The 17,388-nt window shown below is 38.4% G+C and carries 23 protein-coding genes; 19 read left to right on the top strand and 4 right to left on the bottom strand.

The features are described 5' to 3' along the window. The 7 genes from infA (at position 1) to HCX62_RS13135 (ending at position 4,012) form a co-directional block, all read left to right on the top strand. Positions 1–219, top strand: coding sequence for a translation initiation factor IF-1 (gene infA / locus HCX62_RS13105; protein WP_003720929.1), 219 nt, complete (start codon positions 1–3; stop codon positions 217–219). Between the two features lie 103 nt (positions 220–322). Next, positions 323–436: a 50S ribosomal protein L36 gene (gene rpmJ / locus HCX62_RS13110; RefSeq protein WP_003720928.1), complete on the top strand. Its 114-nt coding sequence runs from the start codon at positions 323–325 to the stop codon at positions 434–436. Positions 437–454: 18 nt separating this feature from the next. Further along, on the top strand, positions 455–820 hold the full coding sequence (rpsM, locus tag HCX62_RS13115; RefSeq protein WP_003723677.1) for a 30S ribosomal protein S13: 366 nt from the start codon (positions 455–457) through the stop codon (positions 818–820). A gap of 22 nt (positions 821–842) precedes the next feature. Further along, positions 843–1,232, top strand: a complete 390-nt coding sequence (gene rpsK / locus HCX62_RS13120) for a 30S ribosomal protein S11 (protein ID WP_003720926.1) — start codon at positions 843–845, stop codon at positions 1,230–1,232. Positions 1,233–1,341: 109 nt separating this feature from the next. Further along, positions 1,342–2,286, top strand: a complete 945-nt coding sequence (locus HCX62_RS13125) for a DNA-directed RNA polymerase subunit alpha (protein ID WP_003723676.1) — start codon at positions 1,342–1,344, stop codon at positions 2,284–2,286. 16 nt (positions 2,287–2,302) lie between these two features. Continuing rightward, a complete protein-coding gene (gene rplQ, locus HCX62_RS13130; RefSeq protein ID WP_003723675.1) occupies positions 2,303–2,710 on the top strand; it encodes a 50S ribosomal protein L17 in 408 nt (135 codons plus the stop codon). Positions 2,711–2,917: 207 nt separating this feature from the next. Then, a complete protein-coding gene (locus HCX62_RS13135; RefSeq protein ID WP_185639366.1) occupies positions 2,918–4,012 on the top strand; it encodes a DNA glycosylase AlkZ-like family protein in 1,095 nt (364 codons plus the stop codon). A gap of 38 nt (positions 4,013–4,050) precedes the next feature. On the opposite strand, the gene HCX62_RS13140 is transcribed toward HCX62_RS13135, so the two are convergent. Beyond that, positions 4,051–4,941, bottom strand: a complete 891-nt coding sequence (locus tag HCX62_RS13140) for an acetamidase/formamidase family protein (RefSeq protein WP_185639367.1) — start codon at positions 4,939–4,941, stop codon at positions 4,051–4,053. A 118-nt stretch (positions 4,942–5,059) separates the two neighbouring features. Then, positions 5,060–5,722 carry an MgtC/SapB family protein gene (locus tag HCX62_RS13145; RefSeq protein WP_185639368.1) on the bottom strand — a complete coding sequence of 221 codons (663 nt, stop codon included), beginning with the start codon at positions 5,720–5,722 and terminating at the stop codon, positions 5,060–5,062. 130 nt (positions 5,723–5,852) lie between these two features. On the opposite strand from HCX62_RS13145, the gene HCX62_RS13150 reads away from it, so the two are divergent. The 7 genes from HCX62_RS13150 (at position 5,853) to HCX62_RS14065 (ending at position 10,788) form a co-directional block, all read left to right on the top strand. Next, on the top strand, positions 5,853–6,692 hold the full coding sequence (locus HCX62_RS13150) for an energy-coupling factor ABC transporter ATP-binding protein (protein ID WP_185639369.1): 840 nt from the start codon (positions 5,853–5,855) through the stop codon (positions 6,690–6,692). Continuing rightward, positions 6,668–7,534 carry an energy-coupling factor ABC transporter ATP-binding protein gene (locus HCX62_RS13155; RefSeq protein ID WP_069891881.1) on the top strand — a complete coding sequence of 289 codons (867 nt, stop codon included), beginning with the start codon at positions 6,668–6,670 and terminating at the stop codon, positions 7,532–7,534. The genes HCX62_RS13150 and HCX62_RS13155 overlap by 25 nt, the downstream gene beginning before the upstream one ends. Positions 7,535–7,536: 2 nt before the next feature. Continuing rightward, positions 7,537–8,334 (top strand): energy-coupling factor transporter transmembrane component T family protein, encoded by a 798-nt coding sequence (locus HCX62_RS13160; RefSeq protein ID WP_185560003.1) that lies wholly within the window; start codon positions 7,537–7,539, stop codon positions 8,332–8,334. Positions 8,335–8,339: 5 nt separating this feature from the next. Further along, positions 8,340–9,086 carry a tRNA pseudouridine(38-40) synthase TruA gene (gene truA / locus HCX62_RS13165; protein ID WP_185639370.1) on the top strand — a complete coding sequence of 249 codons (747 nt, stop codon included), beginning with the start codon at positions 8,340–8,342 and terminating at the stop codon, positions 9,084–9,086. A 194-nt stretch (positions 9,087–9,280) separates the two neighbouring features. Beyond that, entirely contained in the window at positions 9,281–9,718 is a 438-nt protein-coding gene (gene rplM, locus HCX62_RS13170; protein WP_008948835.1) for a 50S ribosomal protein L13, read from the top strand. 21 nt (positions 9,719–9,739) lie between these two features. Next, positions 9,740–10,132: a 30S ribosomal protein S9 gene (gene rpsI, locus HCX62_RS13175; RefSeq protein ID WP_003723652.1), complete on the top strand. Its 393-nt coding sequence runs from the start codon at positions 9,740–9,742 to the stop codon at positions 10,130–10,132. 389 nt (positions 10,133–10,521) lie between these two features. After that, positions 10,522–10,788 carry a hypothetical protein gene (locus HCX62_RS14065; RefSeq protein WP_260490876.1) on the top strand — a complete coding sequence of 89 codons (267 nt, stop codon included), beginning with the start codon at positions 10,522–10,524 and terminating at the stop codon, positions 10,786–10,788. 202 nt (positions 10,789–10,990) lie between these two features. Here the strand turns inward: HCX62_RS14065 and HCX62_RS13185 are convergent, their stop codons facing one another. Next, entirely contained in the window at positions 10,991–11,860 is an 870-nt protein-coding gene (locus HCX62_RS13185) for a DUF4969 domain-containing protein (protein WP_185639371.1), read from the bottom strand. A gap of 244 nt (positions 11,861–12,104) precedes the next feature. Here HCX62_RS13185 and HCX62_RS13190 point away from each other — a divergent pair, with 244 nt between their 5' ends. The 4 genes from HCX62_RS13190 (at position 12,105) to HCX62_RS13205 (ending at position 14,301) form a co-directional block, all read left to right on the top strand. Further along, complete coding sequence (locus tag HCX62_RS13190) at positions 12,105–12,467, top strand: DUF3139 domain-containing protein (RefSeq protein WP_185639372.1); 363 nt, start codon at positions 12,105–12,107, stop codon at positions 12,465–12,467. A gap of 76 nt (positions 12,468–12,543) precedes the next feature. After that, positions 12,544–12,885, top strand: coding sequence for a membrane lipoprotein lipid attachment site-containing protein (locus tag HCX62_RS13195; RefSeq protein ID WP_185639373.1), 342 nt, complete (start codon positions 12,544–12,546; stop codon positions 12,883–12,885). A 120-nt stretch (positions 12,886–13,005) separates the two neighbouring features. Continuing rightward, the gene (locus tag HCX62_RS13200) at positions 13,006–13,428 is read left to right on the top strand and encodes a MerR family transcriptional regulator (RefSeq protein WP_185639381.1); all 423 of its coding nucleotides are present in this window, start codon (positions 13,006–13,008) and stop codon (positions 13,426–13,428) included. A 21-nt stretch (positions 13,429–13,449) separates the two neighbouring features. Then, positions 13,450–14,301 carry an aldo/keto reductase gene (locus tag HCX62_RS13205; protein WP_185639374.1) on the top strand — a complete coding sequence of 284 codons (852 nt, stop codon included), beginning with the start codon at positions 13,450–13,452 and terminating at the stop codon, positions 14,299–14,301. A gap of 55 nt (positions 14,302–14,356) precedes the next feature. Here the strand turns inward: HCX62_RS13205 and HCX62_RS13210 are convergent, their stop codons facing one another. After that, a complete protein-coding gene (locus HCX62_RS13210) occupies positions 14,357–15,883 on the bottom strand; it encodes a GW domain-containing glycosaminoglycan-binding protein (protein ID WP_185639375.1) in 1,527 nt (508 codons plus the stop codon). 268 nt (positions 15,884–16,151) lie between these two features. Between HCX62_RS13210 and HCX62_RS13215 the strand changes: the two genes are divergently transcribed. Next, the gene (locus HCX62_RS13215; RefSeq protein ID WP_185639376.1) at positions 16,152–17,180 is read left to right on the top strand and encodes an Mrp/NBP35 family ATP-binding protein; all 1,029 of its coding nucleotides are present in this window, start codon (positions 16,152–16,154) and stop codon (positions 17,178–17,180) included. Positions 17,181–17,388: the final 208 nt, after the last annotated feature.

Genomic DNA, 17,388 nt, shown 5'->3' on the forward strand with positions numbered 1-17,388 from the left:
ATGGCAAAGGAAGATGTTATTGAAGTAGAAGGCGTAGTACAAGAAACTCTACCAAACGCGATGTTCAATGTTGAACTCGAAAATGGTCATAAAGTACTGGCAACTGTTTCTGGTAAAATCCGCATGCATTACATTCGTATTTTACCCGGAGATAAAGTGACAGTAGAGCTTTCTCCATACGACCTGACACGCGGAAGAATTACTTATCGTTTCAAATAATTTGCACTCCGAAATTGAATTTATATACCGGTCTGGTTTATCCAGCTTAGAAATTATCGGTTTATAGAGACATTTTCTCTAATAAACAAGGAGGTATATCTATATGAAAGTAAGACCATCAGTGAAACCTATGTGCGAAAAATGTAAAGTTATTCGTCGTAAAGGTAAAGTAATGGTAATTTGTGAAAATCCAAAACATAAACAAAAACAAGGATAAGAGGAGGTGCTTAAGTAAATGGCACGTATTGCAGGTGTGGACGTTCCACGTGAAAAACGTATTGTTATTTCCCTGACTTACATTTATGGTATCGGTAAACAAACAGCTAAAGAAGTTCTTGCTGAAGCTGGCGTTTCTGAAGATACTCGTACTCGTGATTTAACTGAAGAAGAGCTAGGTAAAATCCGTGAAATCTTAGACCGTATTAAAGTTGAAGGTGACCTTCGTCGTGAAGTAAACTTAAACATTAAACGTCTAATCGAAATCGGTTCTTACCGTGGCATGCGTCACCGTCGTGGACTTCCAGTTCGCGGACAAAATACAAAAAATAATGCCCGTACTCGTAAAGGCCCGTCCAAAACAGTAGCAGGCAAAAAGAAATAATAGTAAAGGAGGTAGTTAGTGAATGGCTCGTAAAACAAATACTCGTAAACGCCGTGTGAAAAAGAATATCGAATCTGGTATTGCACACATTCGTTCTACATTTAATAATACGATCGTAATGATTACTGACACACATGGTAATGCTTTAGCTTGGTCAAGTGCAGGTTCTCTAGGATTTAAAGGTTCTCGTAAATCTACTCCTTTCGCAGCGCAAATGGCAGCTGAAAGTGCAGCTAAATCAGCACAAGAACATGGTTTGAAAACATTAGAAGTAACTGTTAAAGGTCCTGGTTCAGGTCGTGAAGCGGCTATCCGTGCACTACAAGCAGCTGGTCTTGAAGTAACAGCTATTAAAGATGTAACTCCAGTTCCACATAACGGATGTCGTCCTCCAAAACGTCGTCGCGTATAAGTGGTCGTTTTCTTTTGCCAATAGTAGATTTTTACTGTCTTAACTATCAAGGCAGAGAGTTTGACATAAAGACTGATATTCTAGACGTTTTGAAGGAGGGTAAATTTGAATGATCGAAATTGAAAAGCCAAAAATCGAGACGATTGAGATCAGCGATGATGCCAAGTATGGAAAGTTTGTTGTAGAGCCACTTGAGCGTGGATATGGTACAACTTTGGGTAACTCCTTACGTCGTATTCTATTATCTTCTCTTCCAGGTGCAGCAGTAACCTCTATCCAAATTGATGGAGCTTTACATGAGTTTTCTGTAATTGAAGGTGTAGTAGAAGATGTAACAACCATGATTTTAAATATCAAAAAACTTGCACTAAAAATCTATTCTGATGAAGAAAAAACATTAGAAATCGATATGCAAGGTCCTGGTGTAGTAACTGCAGCTGACATTAATTATGACAGCGACGTTGAGATTTTAAATCCCGACTTACACATTGCTACATTAAGTGATAATGCTAAATTTCATGTGCGTTTAAATGCGACTCGTGGTCGTGGTTACACACCTGCTGATCAAAATAAACGCGAAAATATGCCAATTGGTGTACTTCCAGTCGATTCAATCTTTTCACCGGTTATCCGTGTGAACTATCAAGTGGAAAATACACGTGTTGGACAATCAACTAATTATGATAAGCTTACGTTTGATGTGTTGACTGACGGAAGTATCAGCCCAGAAGAAGCAGTTTCACTTGGAGCTAAAATTCTTTCTGAGCACTTGAGTATCTTCGTTAACTTAACAGATGAAGCACAAAAAGCTGAAATTATGATTGAAAAAGAAGAAAGCCATAAAGAGAAAGTGCTTGAAATGACTATTGAAGAATTAGACTTGTCTGTTCGTTCATATAATTGTTTAAAACGCGCTGGAATCAATACAGTACAGGAACTTGCTGACAAATCCGAAGACGATATGATGAAAGTCCGTAACTTGGGCCGTAAATCGCTTGAGGAAGTTAAAGTAAAACTGGCTGACCTTGGCTTATCTCTAAGAAACGAAAACTGATAAAGGAGGCAATTCCATGGGTTACAGAAAATTAGGTCGTACAAGCTCACAACGTAAAGCGTTACTACGTGATCTTGCAACGGATTTAATCGTATTTGAACGTATTGAAACAACAGAAGCTCGCGCTAAAGAGATTCGTAAAGTTGTTGAAAAACTAATCACTTCTGGGAAAAAAGGAGACTTGCACGCTCGTCGTCAAGCAGCTGCTTTCATCCGTCATGAAGTTGTAGAAGTAGTACAAGTAGATGCTAAAGGTAAAGATGGTTCTACTGTGAAGAAAAACCGTCCTGTATACGCTCTACAAAAACTATTTGATGATGTTGCTCCACGTTACGCGGAACGTCAAGGTGGTTACACTCGTATCTTGAAAAAAGGTCCACGTCGCGGTGACGGCGCACCAATGGTTATTATTGAATTAGTTTAATAATAAAACGTTTAAAGCAAGTGGAGTGTCATGATATGGGGACTTCGTGTTTCCTTGTCTAGCTCTGTGTTTCCTAGTCTATTTAATCGTAGGCTAGGAGGCAGGCTTTTTTTGTTTGACCTGTTATCTTCGGATAGCAGGTCTTTTTCTTGCCTTTATGCAGTAAAACATCTATAGTAAATCCCAAAGATAAGAGGAGGACTAAGAATGCGCCCGTTAACTGACTCGCAAATTGCTCAAAATCGACTACATAATTCTGGACTACTACAGTCTAAATTCCCGACCGCAGAGGAAGCGACTCGTGCGTTATTTGGCATCCAGTCCCAGTATCAACAATTTGGAGAGATTAGTTTATTTAACCGTGTAGACAATTTGACGAAAGAAAATCTGCAAATAACTTACGATAAAAAAGACTTAATCAAAATCTGGGGCCAAAGAATGACCGTGCATATGTATGCGCCTGATGATTGGTTTTATGTCCATGATGTGTATGCGCACAAAAACAATTGGTCACGAAAGCATACAGACTCACTAGGACACGATTTGGACGACCTTTTGGCAGAAATGGAAGAATTACTCCTGCGCGACGAGAAAGTGCCTAAAGAGGCTTTTGCGGCGTTATTCGGCGATCATGCAAAAGAATTAATGACTTGGGGTGGGGTTTTCATTCAAGGCTCACTTGATGGTAAGCTGTTTTGTGTGCCGGAGTCCCCTAAAACTCGATTTTATAGTCATCGGAGCCGAATTGATTCGAAGTCCCATGAAGAATGGCTAAATATCGAGCGAAATCAAACAGGACTCGAAACAATGATCGATCGTTATTTTAGCGCGTACGGACCAGCAACAATACAGGATTTCAAACATTGGAGCGGTTTGCGCAATAGCGAGTACATGACGACCCTCGAAAAACAGCTTGAAAACTATTTTTGCTATATTGGAGAAGACGGAAAAACTTATTATAGCAAAACAGAAACGCACGATGAGCAAGAAATGGATACGCCTTTACTTCTAGGAAAATTTGATCCACTTTTTGTTAGTTATGCGAAAAAGAATTGGCTTGCGAATGAGAAAGAAACAAGTTTGATTTGGCGTATTGCTGGACAAATCGAGGCGGTCTTGATAATAAGCGGCCAATTTTTCGGAACGTGGCGATATAAAGTATCAGGGGAGAAAATCATTTTTAATTTCTACCTTAGTAAAAAGTTAACTAAAAAAAGCCAAAAAATAGTTGAAATAGAAGCGATGAAACTCGCTGAATTCCTGCATAAGAAATATCAAGGCAGCATTTTTGAACTAATATAAAAGAAACCTCATTGCAGTGCGCAACGAGGTTTTTCTTTTTATAAAAAAGGCATCTCTGGGAAGTAATCTAACGGTAACTTGATACTTGTAGTGATGTTTGGCTTACAAAGTTTGCAGACTTGGAAATCAGCTTGTAGAGAAATGAGAAACAGCGCATCCTCTGTCGTCATCTTGTCTGATTCTGTAAGTAAAGTTATCATATTATGCATTGTTTTTTGAGTAGCTTTTTCAATTGTAATATCTGATGCTAAACAAATTAAGTTATGGTCATGGATGATTGTTGGTGTTGGAGCCGTGCGATTTTTAAGGATTTGTAGTCGTAAAGTGACTTCCGCCGGCGCCTCTGCACTTGTTGCTGTTATTTTTCCGAAACCAGTCGTTGCTCGAACATTGCCGACATGAAGTGATGCGCCGTATTTTTCAACTGGTAAAAAGATCGTTGCGCCTTCAGTGATTTCGGAAGAGTCAAGTAGTCCGCCGTTTTTAGTAGGTACTTTACTTGGATTTAATTCTTCTGTCTTTAATAGGCCGATTGTTTTCTTTATCGGAATATGAATATCTTCTGAATAGATAATCTGGTTGTTTTCGACTTTGTAGCATCGAGTGGAGTTGCTTGTTAATAAATCATCGGTTATCCCAATGTTCGGCCCGTTTAGCAAAAAGACCTCCGTCCCTAGGAGTTCAATTTTTTCAATCGTTATAGCTAATAAATCCCCCGGTCTTGCTTCTTCAATATAGATTGGTCCGGTAGTTGGTGAAAATTGTTTCCAATCTAGTTCCCCGTAATGAAGCTGTTTGGCGTGAATTTGGCCATTGAAGTGGTCTTTTGTTTTTATTTTTACCACAGAGCCATCTTTCACTCTAATCGCAGGTTCCGTTGATTTTTCCATCTCAAAAATCGAACGTTCTGAGGTTACAAAGTTTTTCATTTCATCCCTTCTCCCTATTCTGTTTATGCTGACGGGTGAATTATAGCAAAAGGGGAAGCCGGAAGTAAATGGATATTCTGTGAACAAAAACGTGTGAAAATCATTGGAAAAGCTCTGTTTACTCCATTTTTTCCACCGTTACATTAGGAAGTGTTTGGATAAAGTGAAATAGTTCATATTCATCGTTCTTATTCTTTGTTTTTACAACAATATTTACACGGATAAAAAGACTTTCGCCAATGAGTTCTTTTTCGCTGGAGTAGGAAACGATTTGCTGTTTGTTTTGTTTAATCTGATCGGTAACTTTGACGAGGTTTTCCTGTTTGTCGGTTGAATAAATAATCGCAGTTGTATGAAAGGCGAACGATTTAAAAATAATGCTGAGAAACTCTAAACCAATTAATGTCAGTAAAGTAGCGGCGATACCAACCCAGTACATCCCGGCGCCAATGGCAAGTCCGATACCAGCTGTAGCCCAAAGTCCGGCAGCTGTTGTTAGACCACGAACGAATTTCTTTTGGATAATAATCGTACCAGCGCCAATAAAGCCAATACCGCTTACCACTTGGGCAGCGACACGACTTGGGTCGAATGATACATTTTGCATGGTGGCGATTTGAGAAAAACCGTACTGAGAGACGATCATAATCAAAGCGCTACCTAAAGAAACCAAGAAATGTGTCCGAAATCCAGCTTCTTTTGCCCTAATTTCTCGGTCAAGTCCGATAACAGCTCCAAGGAGGCCCGCAACAACAAGTCGTAAAATGAAATCTGCTAACATAGTTATCACATCCTTAACGTTAATATATTCCCTTTCGCATTAAAGCAAAACAATCAAAAAGGAAATTTTGCGCCAGATGGATGTTTATACTATAATAAACAATGAATGGTCAAAAAGTGAGGTGTTAAGCGTGGCAGAAAGTTTTGTAAGATTAGAGCACGTTTTTTATAAATATGAGGATACGGAAAAATACGCAGTGAAAGATGTATCGATTTCTGCTCAAAAAGGGGAATGGGTCGCGCTAGTTGGTCACAATGGTTCAGGAAAATCAACTATTGCAAAATTACTAAACGGCTTACTTTTTCCGGAAGATGGCTTAATTAAAATCGGGCATTTTGTTTTGTCTGAAAAAAATATATGGGAAATTAGACGACAAGTTGGGATGGTTTTTCAAAATCCTGATAACCAATTTGTTGGAGCTACTGTACAAGATGACGTTGCATTCGGGCTTGAAAATCACGGTGTTCCGCATGATACGATGGTGGAACGAGTGGAGTCGGCTTTGAATGAAGTTGGTATGCAAAGCTACGCGCTACATGAACCGGCGAGACTTTCTGGTGGGCAAAAGCAACGTGTCGCAATTGCGGGCGTTTTGGCGTTACAGCCGGATGTGATTATTTTGGATGAGGCGACTTCGATGCTTGATCCAAGAGGACGCGCTGAAGTAATGGAAACGATTCGAATTATGCGCGAACAGGAAGATATTACGGTGATTTCGATTACGCATGATTTGGATGAAGTCCTTTTTGCAGATCGGGTAATCGTGATGAATCAAGGTGAGATTCATAGTGAAGGTACGCCGAAAGAAATTTTCCAGCAAGCAGATGCAATGCGAGAAATTGGCCTAGGGGTTCCATTTATTATTGAATTACAAGAAAAATTAGTTGCAGGTGGCTTTGAAACAGGAAGTACCGTGCTATCGGAAGGAGCATTACTAGATCAATTATGGAAATTAAACTCGAACAACTAGGTTATTGTTATCAAAAAAATAGCCCTTTTGAAAAGCGAGCATTACTTGATGTAAATGTTTCTTTTGATTCTGGTAGCTATTCTGCAATTATTGGTCATACTGGCTCTGGGAAATCGACTTTGCTGCAACATCTGAACGCTCTTTTAATGCCGACAGAAGGTAAAATTACGGTTGGCGATCGCGAAATCGTTGCTGGAGTGAAGCAAAAGAAACTGCGCGATTTACGTAAAAAAGTCGGGATTGTTTTCCAATTTCCAGAAGCACAACTTTTTGAAGAAACGGTCGAGAAGGATATTTGCTTTGGGCCGATGAATTTTGGCGTTTCCGAGGAAGATGCGAAACTTCGGGCTAAAAAAGTGATTTATGAAGTAGGGCTAACAGAAGAAATTTTGTCGCGTTCACCATTTGAACTTTCTGGGGGGCAAATGCGCCGGGTAGCGATTGCAGGCGTTTTGGCGATGGATCCGGAAGTGCTTGTGCTAGATGAACCGACAGCGGGATTAGATCCTCATGGACGCGAAGAAATCATGGAAATGTTCTACAACCTCCATAAAGAAAAAGGACTAACGACGGTGCTTGTCACGCATAGTATGGAAGATGCTGCGCGCTACGCTGAAAAAATTGTCTTAATGAAAGCTGGGACAGTTCTGCAAATTGGCTCGCCACGAGAAATTTTTGCGAAGCCAGAGGAACTAGTTGATCTTGGCTTATCTGTACCGGATGTGGTGAGATTCCAAGGGCTTTTTGAGCGCAAGTTTGATGTGAAATTAACGAAGACATGTTTAACTATTGATGAATTAACAACTGAAATGGCGCCTTACTTAGCGAAGGGCGGGGCTTAATTATGATGGATAAAATGATTCTCGGACGTTATATTCCGGGAAACTCTTGGCTACATCGAATTGACCCACGTGCAAAAATCACCGCTGTTATGGCGTTCATCGCGATTGTCTTTTTGGCGAATAATTGGCTAACGTACGCGCTGATGTTTGTCTATGTTTTGTATTTAGTCCTAACTTCGAAAGTGCCATTTTTATTTTTTATTAAAGGATTACAACCGATTTTTTGGCTTATTTTAATTACGCTATTACTGCAAGTCTTTTTTACAAAAGGCGGGACGGTTTTAGTTGATTTAGGACTTTTACAAATCACCACACTCGGGCTGGCAAATGGGGCGATGATGTTCTGTCGTTTCGTTCTTATTATTTTTATGACGACGCTTTTAACATTAACGACAAGCCCGATTGAACTAACAGACGGACTGGAGAAAATTTTAGCACCGTTTCGATTGGTGCATTTACCAGTACATGAACTGGCTTTAATGCTGAGTATTTCTTTGCGATTTATCCCAACATTGATGGATGAAACGGAGAAAATTTTAAAAGCGCAAAAAGCTCGTGGGGTAGAATTTACGAGTGGGAAATGGAGTGACCGGATTAAAGCAATTATTCCGCTGCTCGTGCCACTTTTTATTAGTGCGTTCAAGCGTGCGGAAGATTTGGCGATTGCGATGGAAGCTCGTGGTTATCGCGGTGGTAAAGGGAGAACAAGATTCCGTTTACTGCGCTGGCGATTTGCGGATACGTTGCTACTGATTTCGTTAGTAGTGTTAAGTGGATTATTATTTTGGTTGCGGAGTTGAAATGAATGACAAGATATAAAGCGATAATTTCTTATGATGGCAGCGGGTTTTACGGTTACCAAGTGCAGCCAAATACTCGGACAGTCCAAGCGGAAATTGAAAAAGCGCTGAAAAAAATGCATAAAGGCAAAAGCGTTCGGATTACAGCATCCGGAAGAACTGATACCGGCGTTCATGCGAAAGGTCAAGTAATTCATTTTGATTCTGAACTGGATATTACAGCGGAAAAATTCCAAAAAGCGTTGCAAGTAATGACACCGTTTGATATTAGTTTTTTAACGGTGGAAGAAGTACCGGACGATTTCCACGCTAGATTTGGCACTGTTGGAAAAGAATATCGTTATGTTGTAAAACGGACGAAGGTTTTTGATCCTTTTAGTCGGAACTTTGCGCTTCATTATCCCTATGAGCTTGATCTTTCAAAAATGAAATTAGCGAGTGAACGCTTAATTGGCGAGCATGATTTTACTAGTTTCTGTTCGGCGAGGACGGAGCGGGATTCCAAAGTACGGACACTTTATAGCATTGATTTTTATGAGGAAGATGAAGAGACGTTAGTGATTGCTTTTCAAGGAAATGGTTTCTTGTACAACATGGTGCGGATTTTGACAGGAACATTGCTTGATGCAGGTCAAGGTCGGATTTCTCCGGAAGAGATTTCGAAGGCTTTATTAGCACGTGATCGTCAAAAATTAATTAGTAAAACTGCGCCACCACAAGGGTTGTATTTATGGCGAGTTGACTACGAATAAAATTTGGATGTTTTTTTAGATAACGCATTGACTTTTCGCGCTAAAAACTGTATTATGGACTATGGTATTGTTTGCCCCACAATGAGCCCCGGAAGGTTGTTGTGTTTAAACAATAAAAATATAGAATAGCATTTCGGGAATTAGGAACAGTTTTCGGGAGCTAATTTGTTTCAATTTATTTAGGAGGGTAATTCATGCGTACAACTTATATGGCGAAACCCGGCGAAGTAGAACGTAAATGGTACGTTATCGACGCTACTGGTGTTTCTTTAGGACGTTTATCCAGTGAAGTTGCTTCAATTCTTCGCGGAAAAAACAAACCACAATTTACTCCACATATCGACACTGGAGACTTTGTAATCATCATCAACGCTGGTAAGATTGGTCTTACTGGTAAAAAAGCTACTGACAAAATTTACTACCGTCACTCTCAATATCCAGGCGGTTTGAAATCTCGTACTGCAGGCGAAATGCGTACAAACAATCCTGAGAGATTATTAGAACTATCTATCAAAGGTATGCTTCCAAAAAATTCTCTTGGACGTCAATTATTCAAAAAATTACACGTATACGGTGGATCTGAGCACGAACATGCAGCTCAACAACCAGAAGTATACGAATTACGCGGTTAATTAATAAAGGAGGAATACTAAGTGGCTCAAGTACAATATTACGGAACTGGTCGTCGTAAAAGCTCTGTAGCTCGCGTACGTTTAGTACCCGGCGACGGCAAAATCGTTATTAACAATAGAGACTGGGAAGATTACATCCCATTTGCAGCTCTTCGTGAAGTTATCAAACAACCTTTAGTAGCTACAGAAACTTTAGGTAACTATGATGTACTAGTAAACGTTCACGGTGGTGGTTACACTGGTCAAGCCGGTGCTATCCGTCATGGTGTAGCTCGTGCACTATTACAAGTGGCTCCTGAGTACCGCCCAGCACTTAAATCCGCTGGTCTACTTACTCGTGATTCACGTATGAAAGAACGTAAAAAACCAGGACTTAAAGGCGCGCGTCGTGCACCTCAGTTCTCAAAACGTTAATTATCAGCGTTTCAAAGCATTTCCCTTTTCGGAGGGGGATGCTTTTTTTGTTTGTTTTTTAGTTTTGGCATAGTTAGGCAAAACTACATCCGAAAGTTCCACATGAGCATATATGGGATTGGAGTGACCCTAAAAAATCCAAGGCCGGGCAAATAAAATAGTTAGGAGAGACAATAATGAAGGGCTTAATTATAAATAAAATGCATTCGGACTATTTTACTAATATGTTGGAGGTATTTAACTTACTACCAGAGGAAGAATTAAATTGTATGTGGTTAGTCAGCAGTTATGAGTGTAATATATATCCTTCTGAACAAATCCCTTTTGATAAGGATTATGTTTGGATGAAAGGAACATAATTAAAAGAAATTTTAAATCAAAAAGAAATTATGTTTATATGGGGTAATTTTAAAAGTTATCCTTCTGATACAGAATTAAAAGATGTTCTAAAATATCCGATTCCTTTTGCTGATGGTAATAAAAAATTATGGGGAAAAGATGTTCAATTATCCAATCCATTATCAAATACGGAACTGATTTCATGGGATAGTTCCATATTTCTTGCGCTATCAAAAAATACTTCCATTATAGAATTGCTAAAAGATAATTATCCAGATAGTGAAGATTTATCTAGGTATAATTTGGATATTGATTAATAAATAAAAAATAGTTGGGATTGTCATAATCCAACTTTACATATTAAAAAGATCGGCTTAACCTCCACAATTGGATAATTCTATAGGGTATGGTGATAATAATAATTTTTCGTTTATGAAAATTGAAATAAAATATATTTGAACAAAAAAAGCCCCCGAAGGACTCTTTTTGTACATTTAAGGTTCAATTTTTTTTAATTAGTCACATTGCTTGTGTAACGTAAATCGCAATGACATAACCTTCATCGTTTAACATATAGTCTACTGTATATGTTTTATTTATAGATGGGGACTGGTAAACGAATGATTCATCGGAAACGGTTTGTGTAAGAGTAGCGTCAGATTCCATATAATCTCGTGCTAATTCTGTTAAATGACCTTTGTCTAAATCTTTTCGAATCGTACTTTCGTCACCTAATTGTATAATTACTTGAAAGATTTCATCGTTTTCTACTATAGAGTAGAGTACATCAAGTTCTTCATCTTTATAAAGTATATCATCCTCTTTTGTTAAACTATCTTTACTGGCTAAAGTACCATATACAGTATCATCAGAAGGAGTGTTTTCATCATTCATTGCAGCTTTTGCAGCGGCAGCCTCTTCTTCTTGTTTTGCTTTTTCCTCCGCTTCTTTACGTTCCTTTTCAGCTTTCTCGGCTTCCTCTTTTTGTTTAGCCTCTTGTTTAGCCATGTTGTCGTTATATGCTTTTGAATTGTTATTAATAATTACACTATATTCCTCGTCTTCATAGTTTTTTCTAACTGCTATAAGTTTTGCATAGACTCTTGCTTCAGAATCGCTGTTTATAATTTTGGTAAAAGTAAATCTTCCATCACTATCTTGTTTAACTGTTGTGCCATCAATGGATAATTTGGCTTTAGGATCCACTGTTCCTTCTATAAGCGCTTTCCCATTTTCATCAGTCGTTACAGTAGTTTGGTCAATAGTTAGTTCAATTTCTTTCTTGGTAAGTTCCTGGCTTTCTTCTTTTTTCTCTGTATTTCCACAAGCTACTGTCCAAAAACTGAAAAGCATTAAAATGCTTAACAACAACAAACATCTTTTTTTCATTTTCTCTTGGCTCCCTTTTCTATTTAGATACATAAACGCAACTGTCATTATAGCATGAGTCATCTAATCTTTTTTAAAATGTACCATATATGATACTTTATCTATGGAGTTTTTTATTAAAACTAATTGTTCGTGATAAAAATTAAGTATTTCATTCCCTTTTCAGTTATGCAGTTCATTTATGTGCTATGATTTTACTATCGATATGTTTTAAATGAATTTAAAATATTGGGAAGTGAGCTATATGAAAAAATATAAAAAATGGTGGATAACATTAGGTAGTTTGCTAGTTCTTTGCTTAATCACATATGTATATTGGTTCGCAATACCAAAATATACGGCGAATAAGGCAACGGATAAATATCTAACGGAACAAGAAATAAAACCCAGTCAGATTGAGATTAGAGAGATAAAGAAAGACTGGAAAATGGGTGGCTATCTTACTAAAATTGTATTAAAAGATGATCCGGATTTGAAATATGAGTATAGTTATGATAAAAGATTTAAATTTTCATATCATATTTTTGTCATTGCATTTAAAGATAGGTCGAGTCAAGAAGAAAACCAGATGAAGCATCCCCCTTTACCAGGGCAATTTGATGATTAAAGGGGAAGAAGGGATTTAATAAATTACTTGTTTATGTATTGACCATAACTTCTAAAATAAAAAGGAGACCACCACAATGAAAAAGACATCAATCATTTTTATTTTTTGCGCACTACTATTCCTAACAGCGTGCTCAACCACTGAAAAACAAACACAAACCACCGAAGCAACAGGCACGATAGAAGAAGTAGAAACAGAATCTATTTTAATCAAAAATTTCAAAGAAAAAAACGACCCAGAATCCAGCGTGCGTTTCCAAATCACAGACAAATACTACGACGAAGCGGGAAACAAAATCAAACTAACCAAAAATGACAACGTAAAAATCATTTTAACAAAAGACTTCCCAATCCAAGAAACCCACCCAGCCCAAATAGACTCCAAATACGTCCAAAAAATCATCGTACTAAACAAATAAAACTCTCTCACCCGCAGAGAGTTTTTTCTTTCCTCAAAAAATAAAATCAAAACCCTTGCCTTGGTGTGAACTCCAAGGTTTATAATTCTATATGTAAAGAACGAAACGAGGTGATGGATGATGAATATCAAACAAGCGGCCGATATGTTTGGACTTACGGTAGATACGCTGCGTTATTACGAGCGGGTTGGTGTTATTCCGCCAGTCCACCGGAACGAAAGTGGTTATCGGGACTACCAAACAAGTGATTTGAACTGGGTTTATCTCGTGAAAAATTTGCGGAATGCGGGATTGTCGGTGGAATCTTTAATTGAGTTTGCCACCCTTGCCCAACTAAGAGAAACGCAAAATGTTGAAGCAGCGCAGAAACAAATATTGATTGATCAGCTAAAAGAATTAGATGAAAAGCTAACGGAGATGAAGCAAGTTAGAGATCTGCTCGTATACAAAATCGATACGTACGACAGCCATATTTCCCAGTTTAAAACAAGGGAGTTAACGGCAGATAATGTAGAAAAATTGTGGGAACGGGACAAATTTTAAAGACAATAGGAGGTTTTTTATATGAAAACAGTGAAATTGAACAATGGTGTAGAAGTACCTATTCTTGGTTTTGGGACTTATCAAATTACTGATGCAGCTGAAGCGGAACAAGCGGTCAAAGATGCGATTGCTGCTGGATATCGTCATATTGATACCGCGCAAAGCTATATGAATGAGGAAGCGGTAGGTCGCGGGATTGCTAGGTCTGGTGTGGATCGTAAAGAACTATTTATTACAACGAAAATCTGGGTAGAAAATGTGAGTTATAAAGGTGTTATGAGTTCGCTTGATCGGTCGTTAAAACGGTTAGGCGTGGATTATATTGATTTGCTGCTAATACATCAACCATTCAATGATATTTACGGAGCATGGATGGCGATGGAAGAATTACAAGCAGCCGGTAAAATTAGAGCAATCGGCGTATCGAATTTTAGCGTGGATCGTGTAATTGACTTGGCTTCATTCAATGACGTAACACCACAAGTGAACCAAATTGAAGTCAATCCCTTCCAACAACAAACTGAAAATCTAGAAGTTTTGCGAAATGAAGGCGTTGCGGTGGAAGCGTGGGCGCCATTTGCAGAAGGTAAAAATGATATCTTTAACAATCCTGTTTTAACAAAAATTGGTGCGAAATATGAAAAATCTGCTGCGCAAGTAATTTTACGTTGGTTGGTGGAGCAGGATATCATCGTTTTGGCTAAATCTGTAAAACCGGAGAGAATGGCTCAAAATTTAGCTGTTTTTGATTTTGAATTAACGGCAGCGGATAAAGAAGAAATCGCTAGTTTAAACCAAGGGCAAAGTCAGTTTTTCTCGCATGCTGATCCAGAAATGGTTAAATGGATGGCGAGCCGGAAATTGAATGTGTAAGTAAATTCCTGCAAATAAAAACGAGGTCTGCGGATGTGCAGAACCTCGTTTTTTATTATCCTTTAATGTCGATAGCTTTAATCCAGCCTAATGAGTTATGGCTGTCTTTGATATGCAACCAATCTTCACCAAGAATAGTGGCTGTTTGGTCAACTACTAATAGTTTTCCGTAGTAGAAACCAACTGCTTTTGACTTAGTGCTGTCTGCTTCTACTGGTTTATTGTAAAGTGTCGCTGTTGGATCTTGGACGTAAACGACTTGTGTTGCTGGTCTTTCTGCAGCGGGAGTGTAAAAGATGTTTAAGTCTTTTTGGCTAACCCAACCAACAATTTTTCCGTCTAATTTAAACTGATACCAAAGTGTATTCCCAACTTTAGCGCGCGTTACAAGTTCTAGTTTTTCATTAGCGTAATCAGCAAGAGGTGTTAATTTTTCGGCGTTTTTTGTGTTGAATGGTGCTGTCCATACGTGGTCAGTTACTGCTTTGCTTACTGTAGCATAGCCATCGTAGGAAGTTTGTTCTGTGATACGGTCATATAGACGGTCGTTTAGTTTGTCAGCGCGACCCCATCCGATTACTTCGCCACCTTCTGAAAGGCGGAACCAAGCATAGCCATCACGAGTGATTTTTTTATCTGCTTGAAGAGCTTTACGGTCATATTTTGCGATTGTGCCGTTATCGAACTGCTTTTCAGGATTAGGCAGACGGTAAATATGTGCGTTTAAATCATCGACATATTTTGTAAGATTAACATTTTCATCTTCTTTTTGGTGATAGCTTGTGCTTAGTGCATTACTATTCACCCAACCGATATCTTTGTTGTTCTCACGAATAAAGTACCACTGGCCTTTTTCAGTTTTGGCTTCCCAAGAAATTTCCAAGTTGCGACCTGTATAATTTTTAAGGGTGCCGAGCTGTTTTGAGTTTGCGGTATTGTACGGTGCGGACCAAATAACTTCTTGGTCTTTGTTCGCGGCTACTGTAGCAATAGCTGCTAAGGCTTGATCGGATTCAATTTTATCGTAAATGACATCATATTGATCTAAGTTGTAACGTTCAATGATTGTTACTAATTTAGAAACGTAACCTGGATCCGTCGCGTAGCCACCGTCTTTGATAGCTTGCAGTGCTTTGCGGTAATCTGTTTCACCAACAGCACCTTGGTAACGGTCATTTTCGGTAATTAAAGCTGTGTGATCTTCAATGGATTCTTTCCAACTTGGGTAGACTCGGAAGTTAGCAGTAGTTGACCCGGAAGCTTCCATCGTCCCCATTGAAACCGATTTTCCTTTGTAAGTTCCTTTAATACCAAATAAATTATTGGAGTTCTGACTTAAACCACTTTCACCCCAGTTAGATTCTAAAATAGCTTGAGCGAGCGTTACACTCGTCAGCAGTTTACCATCGCGATATCCATCTTGAGCCGCTGGTAAAATTTCATCGATAAAAGCTTGTTGCGAAGTAGTAAGATTAGCCTGAGCATTGCTACTACCTCCTGATTCTGCACCAGCATTTATAGAAACGACTAAAAATGCTACTATCAGCAGAATGATCCCTGGTTTTATAAACTTTTTGTTCAAATTCCATTGCACTCCTTTATATATATCTGCCACTATAGTATCAATAAATAAGTTGGAAAAACTATTACATTTCTATGACGAAAAACAACTGAATCGCCAAAGCTATTGGCGCGCAACGGCTAAACTGCAAAATCTTAAATATGTAAATTTTGTGAAAATCCCTTCAAATTGTTTTTATAAAGAAGAAACAAGCAATATGTGAAAAAATAAAACAGCCATGCTATAATAAAAAGTATGTCAGCGCATTCATTTTTGGAGGTTTTTATATATGTTAAACGAACAACAAATTACTAGATTGCTATATCGATTACAAGATCCTGTTTTAGAAGCTAGCTTAGAGGAAACAGAAGGTATTTTAGAAGTACAAGTACTTGAAGAAACAGCGAATATTAAGATCGCATTAGCTGATCCAGCAGTAGAAACGGATCATTTTGTTCATAATATAGAAGAACTTCTCACGCAATTTGGCGTAAATGAAATAAATATTGAGCTAGAATACCTACCCGCAGCAGTTATCGACCGTATTTTCCAAGCAAGAGATAACATACTCTCAGAAGCTAGTGAAACGAAATTCTTAGCAATAGCGAGTGGTAAAGGTGGCGTCGGGAAATCAACTGTCTCTGCTAATCTTGCAATTGCCCTAGCGCAACAAGGGGAAAAAGTAGGTTTGTTAGATGCTGATATATATGGGTTCAGTATTCCAGTATTACTCGGAACAACAGAATCCCCACGCAAAGAAAATGGCCAAATCATCCCAGTTGAAACACACGGCATTCAAATGATTTCCATGGATTTTTTTGTAGAACCTGGAGAGCCTGTAATTTGGCGCGGACCAATGCTAGGTAAAATGATTAAAATGTTTTTAGAAGAAGTAAGATGGGGAAAACTAGACTATTTACTTATCGATTTACCACCTGGAACTGGAGATGTTGCGCTAGATATCCACACGCTTATCCCGAAATGCAATGAACTTATTGTTACAACACCACATTATGCAGCCGCGTCAGTTGCATCGCGAGCGGGATACATGGCAGCAAAAAACAACCATAAAATTATCGGTGTAATCGAAAATATGTCTTACCTCACTTTGGAAGATGGACAAGTATTGAAAGTATTTGGACAAGGCGGCGGAGAAAAAGTAGCTGCAGACTTAGAAACACAACTTTTAATTCAACTGCCAATAGAACAACCAGAACCAAATGGAAATGGCTATGTATCAGCTCTTTTCGACTCTTCAAGCGCTTCAGGAAAAGCATATAAAACCCTAGCAGAGAAAATAATTCCATATTTATCATAAAAACTTTATAAAAAGTATTGACGAAATGCAAAAATCTTGGTATATTTATAAACGTTGCTGATGCGGACAAAACGCTTTCGCAACAAAAGAAACTGACCTTTGAAAACTGAACAAAGAAGAAGACGAAAAGCAATGAGACGTAAAGTCTCACTGGTAATCGCAGGGCAGAAAACAGAAAGCTGTTTTCAACAAAATAAACTAGTAATTT

The sequence above is a fragment of the Listeria swaminathanii genome (genome assembly GCF_014229645.1).
Classification (GTDB): domain Bacteria; phylum Bacillota; class Bacilli; order Lactobacillales; family Listeriaceae; genus Listeria; species Listeria swaminathanii.

Bases quoted from the DNA above. Each gene is read 5' to 3' on its own strand.
- HCX62_RS13190 (WP_185639372.1), top strand. From the start codon at position 12,105: ATGAAAAAATATAAAAAATGGTGGATAACATTAGGTAGTTTGCTAGTT.
- rpsK (WP_003720926.1), top strand. From the start codon at position 843: ATGGCTCGTAAAACAAATACTCGTAAACGCCGTGTGAAAAAGAATATC.
- HCX62_RS13155 (WP_069891881.1), top strand. From the start codon at position 6,668: ATGGAAATTAAACTCGAACAACTAGGTTATTGTTATCAAAAAAATAGC.
- HCX62_RS13135 (WP_185639366.1), top strand. From the start codon at position 2,918: ATGCGCCCGTTAACTGACTCGCAAATTGCTCAAAATCGACTACATAAT.
- HCX62_RS13200 (WP_185639381.1), top strand. From the start codon at position 13,006: ATGAATATCAAACAAGCGGCCGATATGTTTGGACTTACGGTAGATACG.
- infA (WP_003720929.1), top strand. From the start codon at position 1: ATGGCAAAGGAAGATGTTATTGAAGTAGAAGGCGTAGTACAAGAAACT.
- rplM (WP_008948835.1), top strand. From the start codon at position 9,281: ATGCGTACAACTTATATGGCGAAACCCGGCGAAGTAGAACGTAAATGG.
- HCX62_RS13215 (WP_185639376.1), top strand. From the start codon at position 16,152: ATGTTAAACGAACAACAAATTACTAGATTGCTATATCGATTACAAGAT.
- rpsM (WP_003723677.1), top strand. From the start codon at position 455: ATGGCACGTATTGCAGGTGTGGACGTTCCACGTGAAAAACGTATTGTT.
- HCX62_RS13205 (WP_185639374.1), top strand. From the start codon at position 13,450: ATGAAAACAGTGAAATTGAACAATGGTGTAGAAGTACCTATTCTTGGT.
- HCX62_RS14065 (WP_260490876.1), top strand. From the start codon at position 10,522: ATGTTTATATGGGGTAATTTTAAAAGTTATCCTTCTGATACAGAATTA.
- HCX62_RS13145 (WP_185639368.1), bottom strand. From the start codon at position 5,722: ATGTTAGCAGATTTCATTTTACGACTTGTTGTTGCGGGCCTCCTTGGA.
- HCX62_RS13160 (WP_185560003.1), top strand. From the start codon at position 7,537: ATGATGGATAAAATGATTCTCGGACGTTATATTCCGGGAAACTCTTGG.
- HCX62_RS13195 (WP_185639373.1), top strand. From the start codon at position 12,544: ATGAAAAAGACATCAATCATTTTTATTTTTTGCGCACTACTATTCCTA.
- truA (WP_185639370.1), top strand. From the start codon at position 8,340: ATGACAAGATATAAAGCGATAATTTCTTATGATGGCAGCGGGTTTTAC.
- HCX62_RS13185 (WP_185639371.1), bottom strand. From the start codon at position 11,860: ATGAAAAAAAGATGTTTGTTGTTGTTAAGCATTTTAATGCTTTTCAGT.
- HCX62_RS13140 (WP_185639367.1), bottom strand. From the start codon at position 4,941: ATGAAAAACTTTGTAACCTCAGAACGTTCGATTTTTGAGATGGAAAAA.
- rpmJ (WP_003720928.1), top strand. From the start codon at position 323: ATGAAAGTAAGACCATCAGTGAAACCTATGTGCGAAAAATGTAAAGTT.
- HCX62_RS13125 (WP_003723676.1), top strand. From the start codon at position 1,342: ATGATCGAAATTGAAAAGCCAAAAATCGAGACGATTGAGATCAGCGAT.
- rplQ (WP_003723675.1), top strand. From the start codon at position 2,303: ATGGGTTACAGAAAATTAGGTCGTACAAGCTCACAACGTAAAGCGTTA.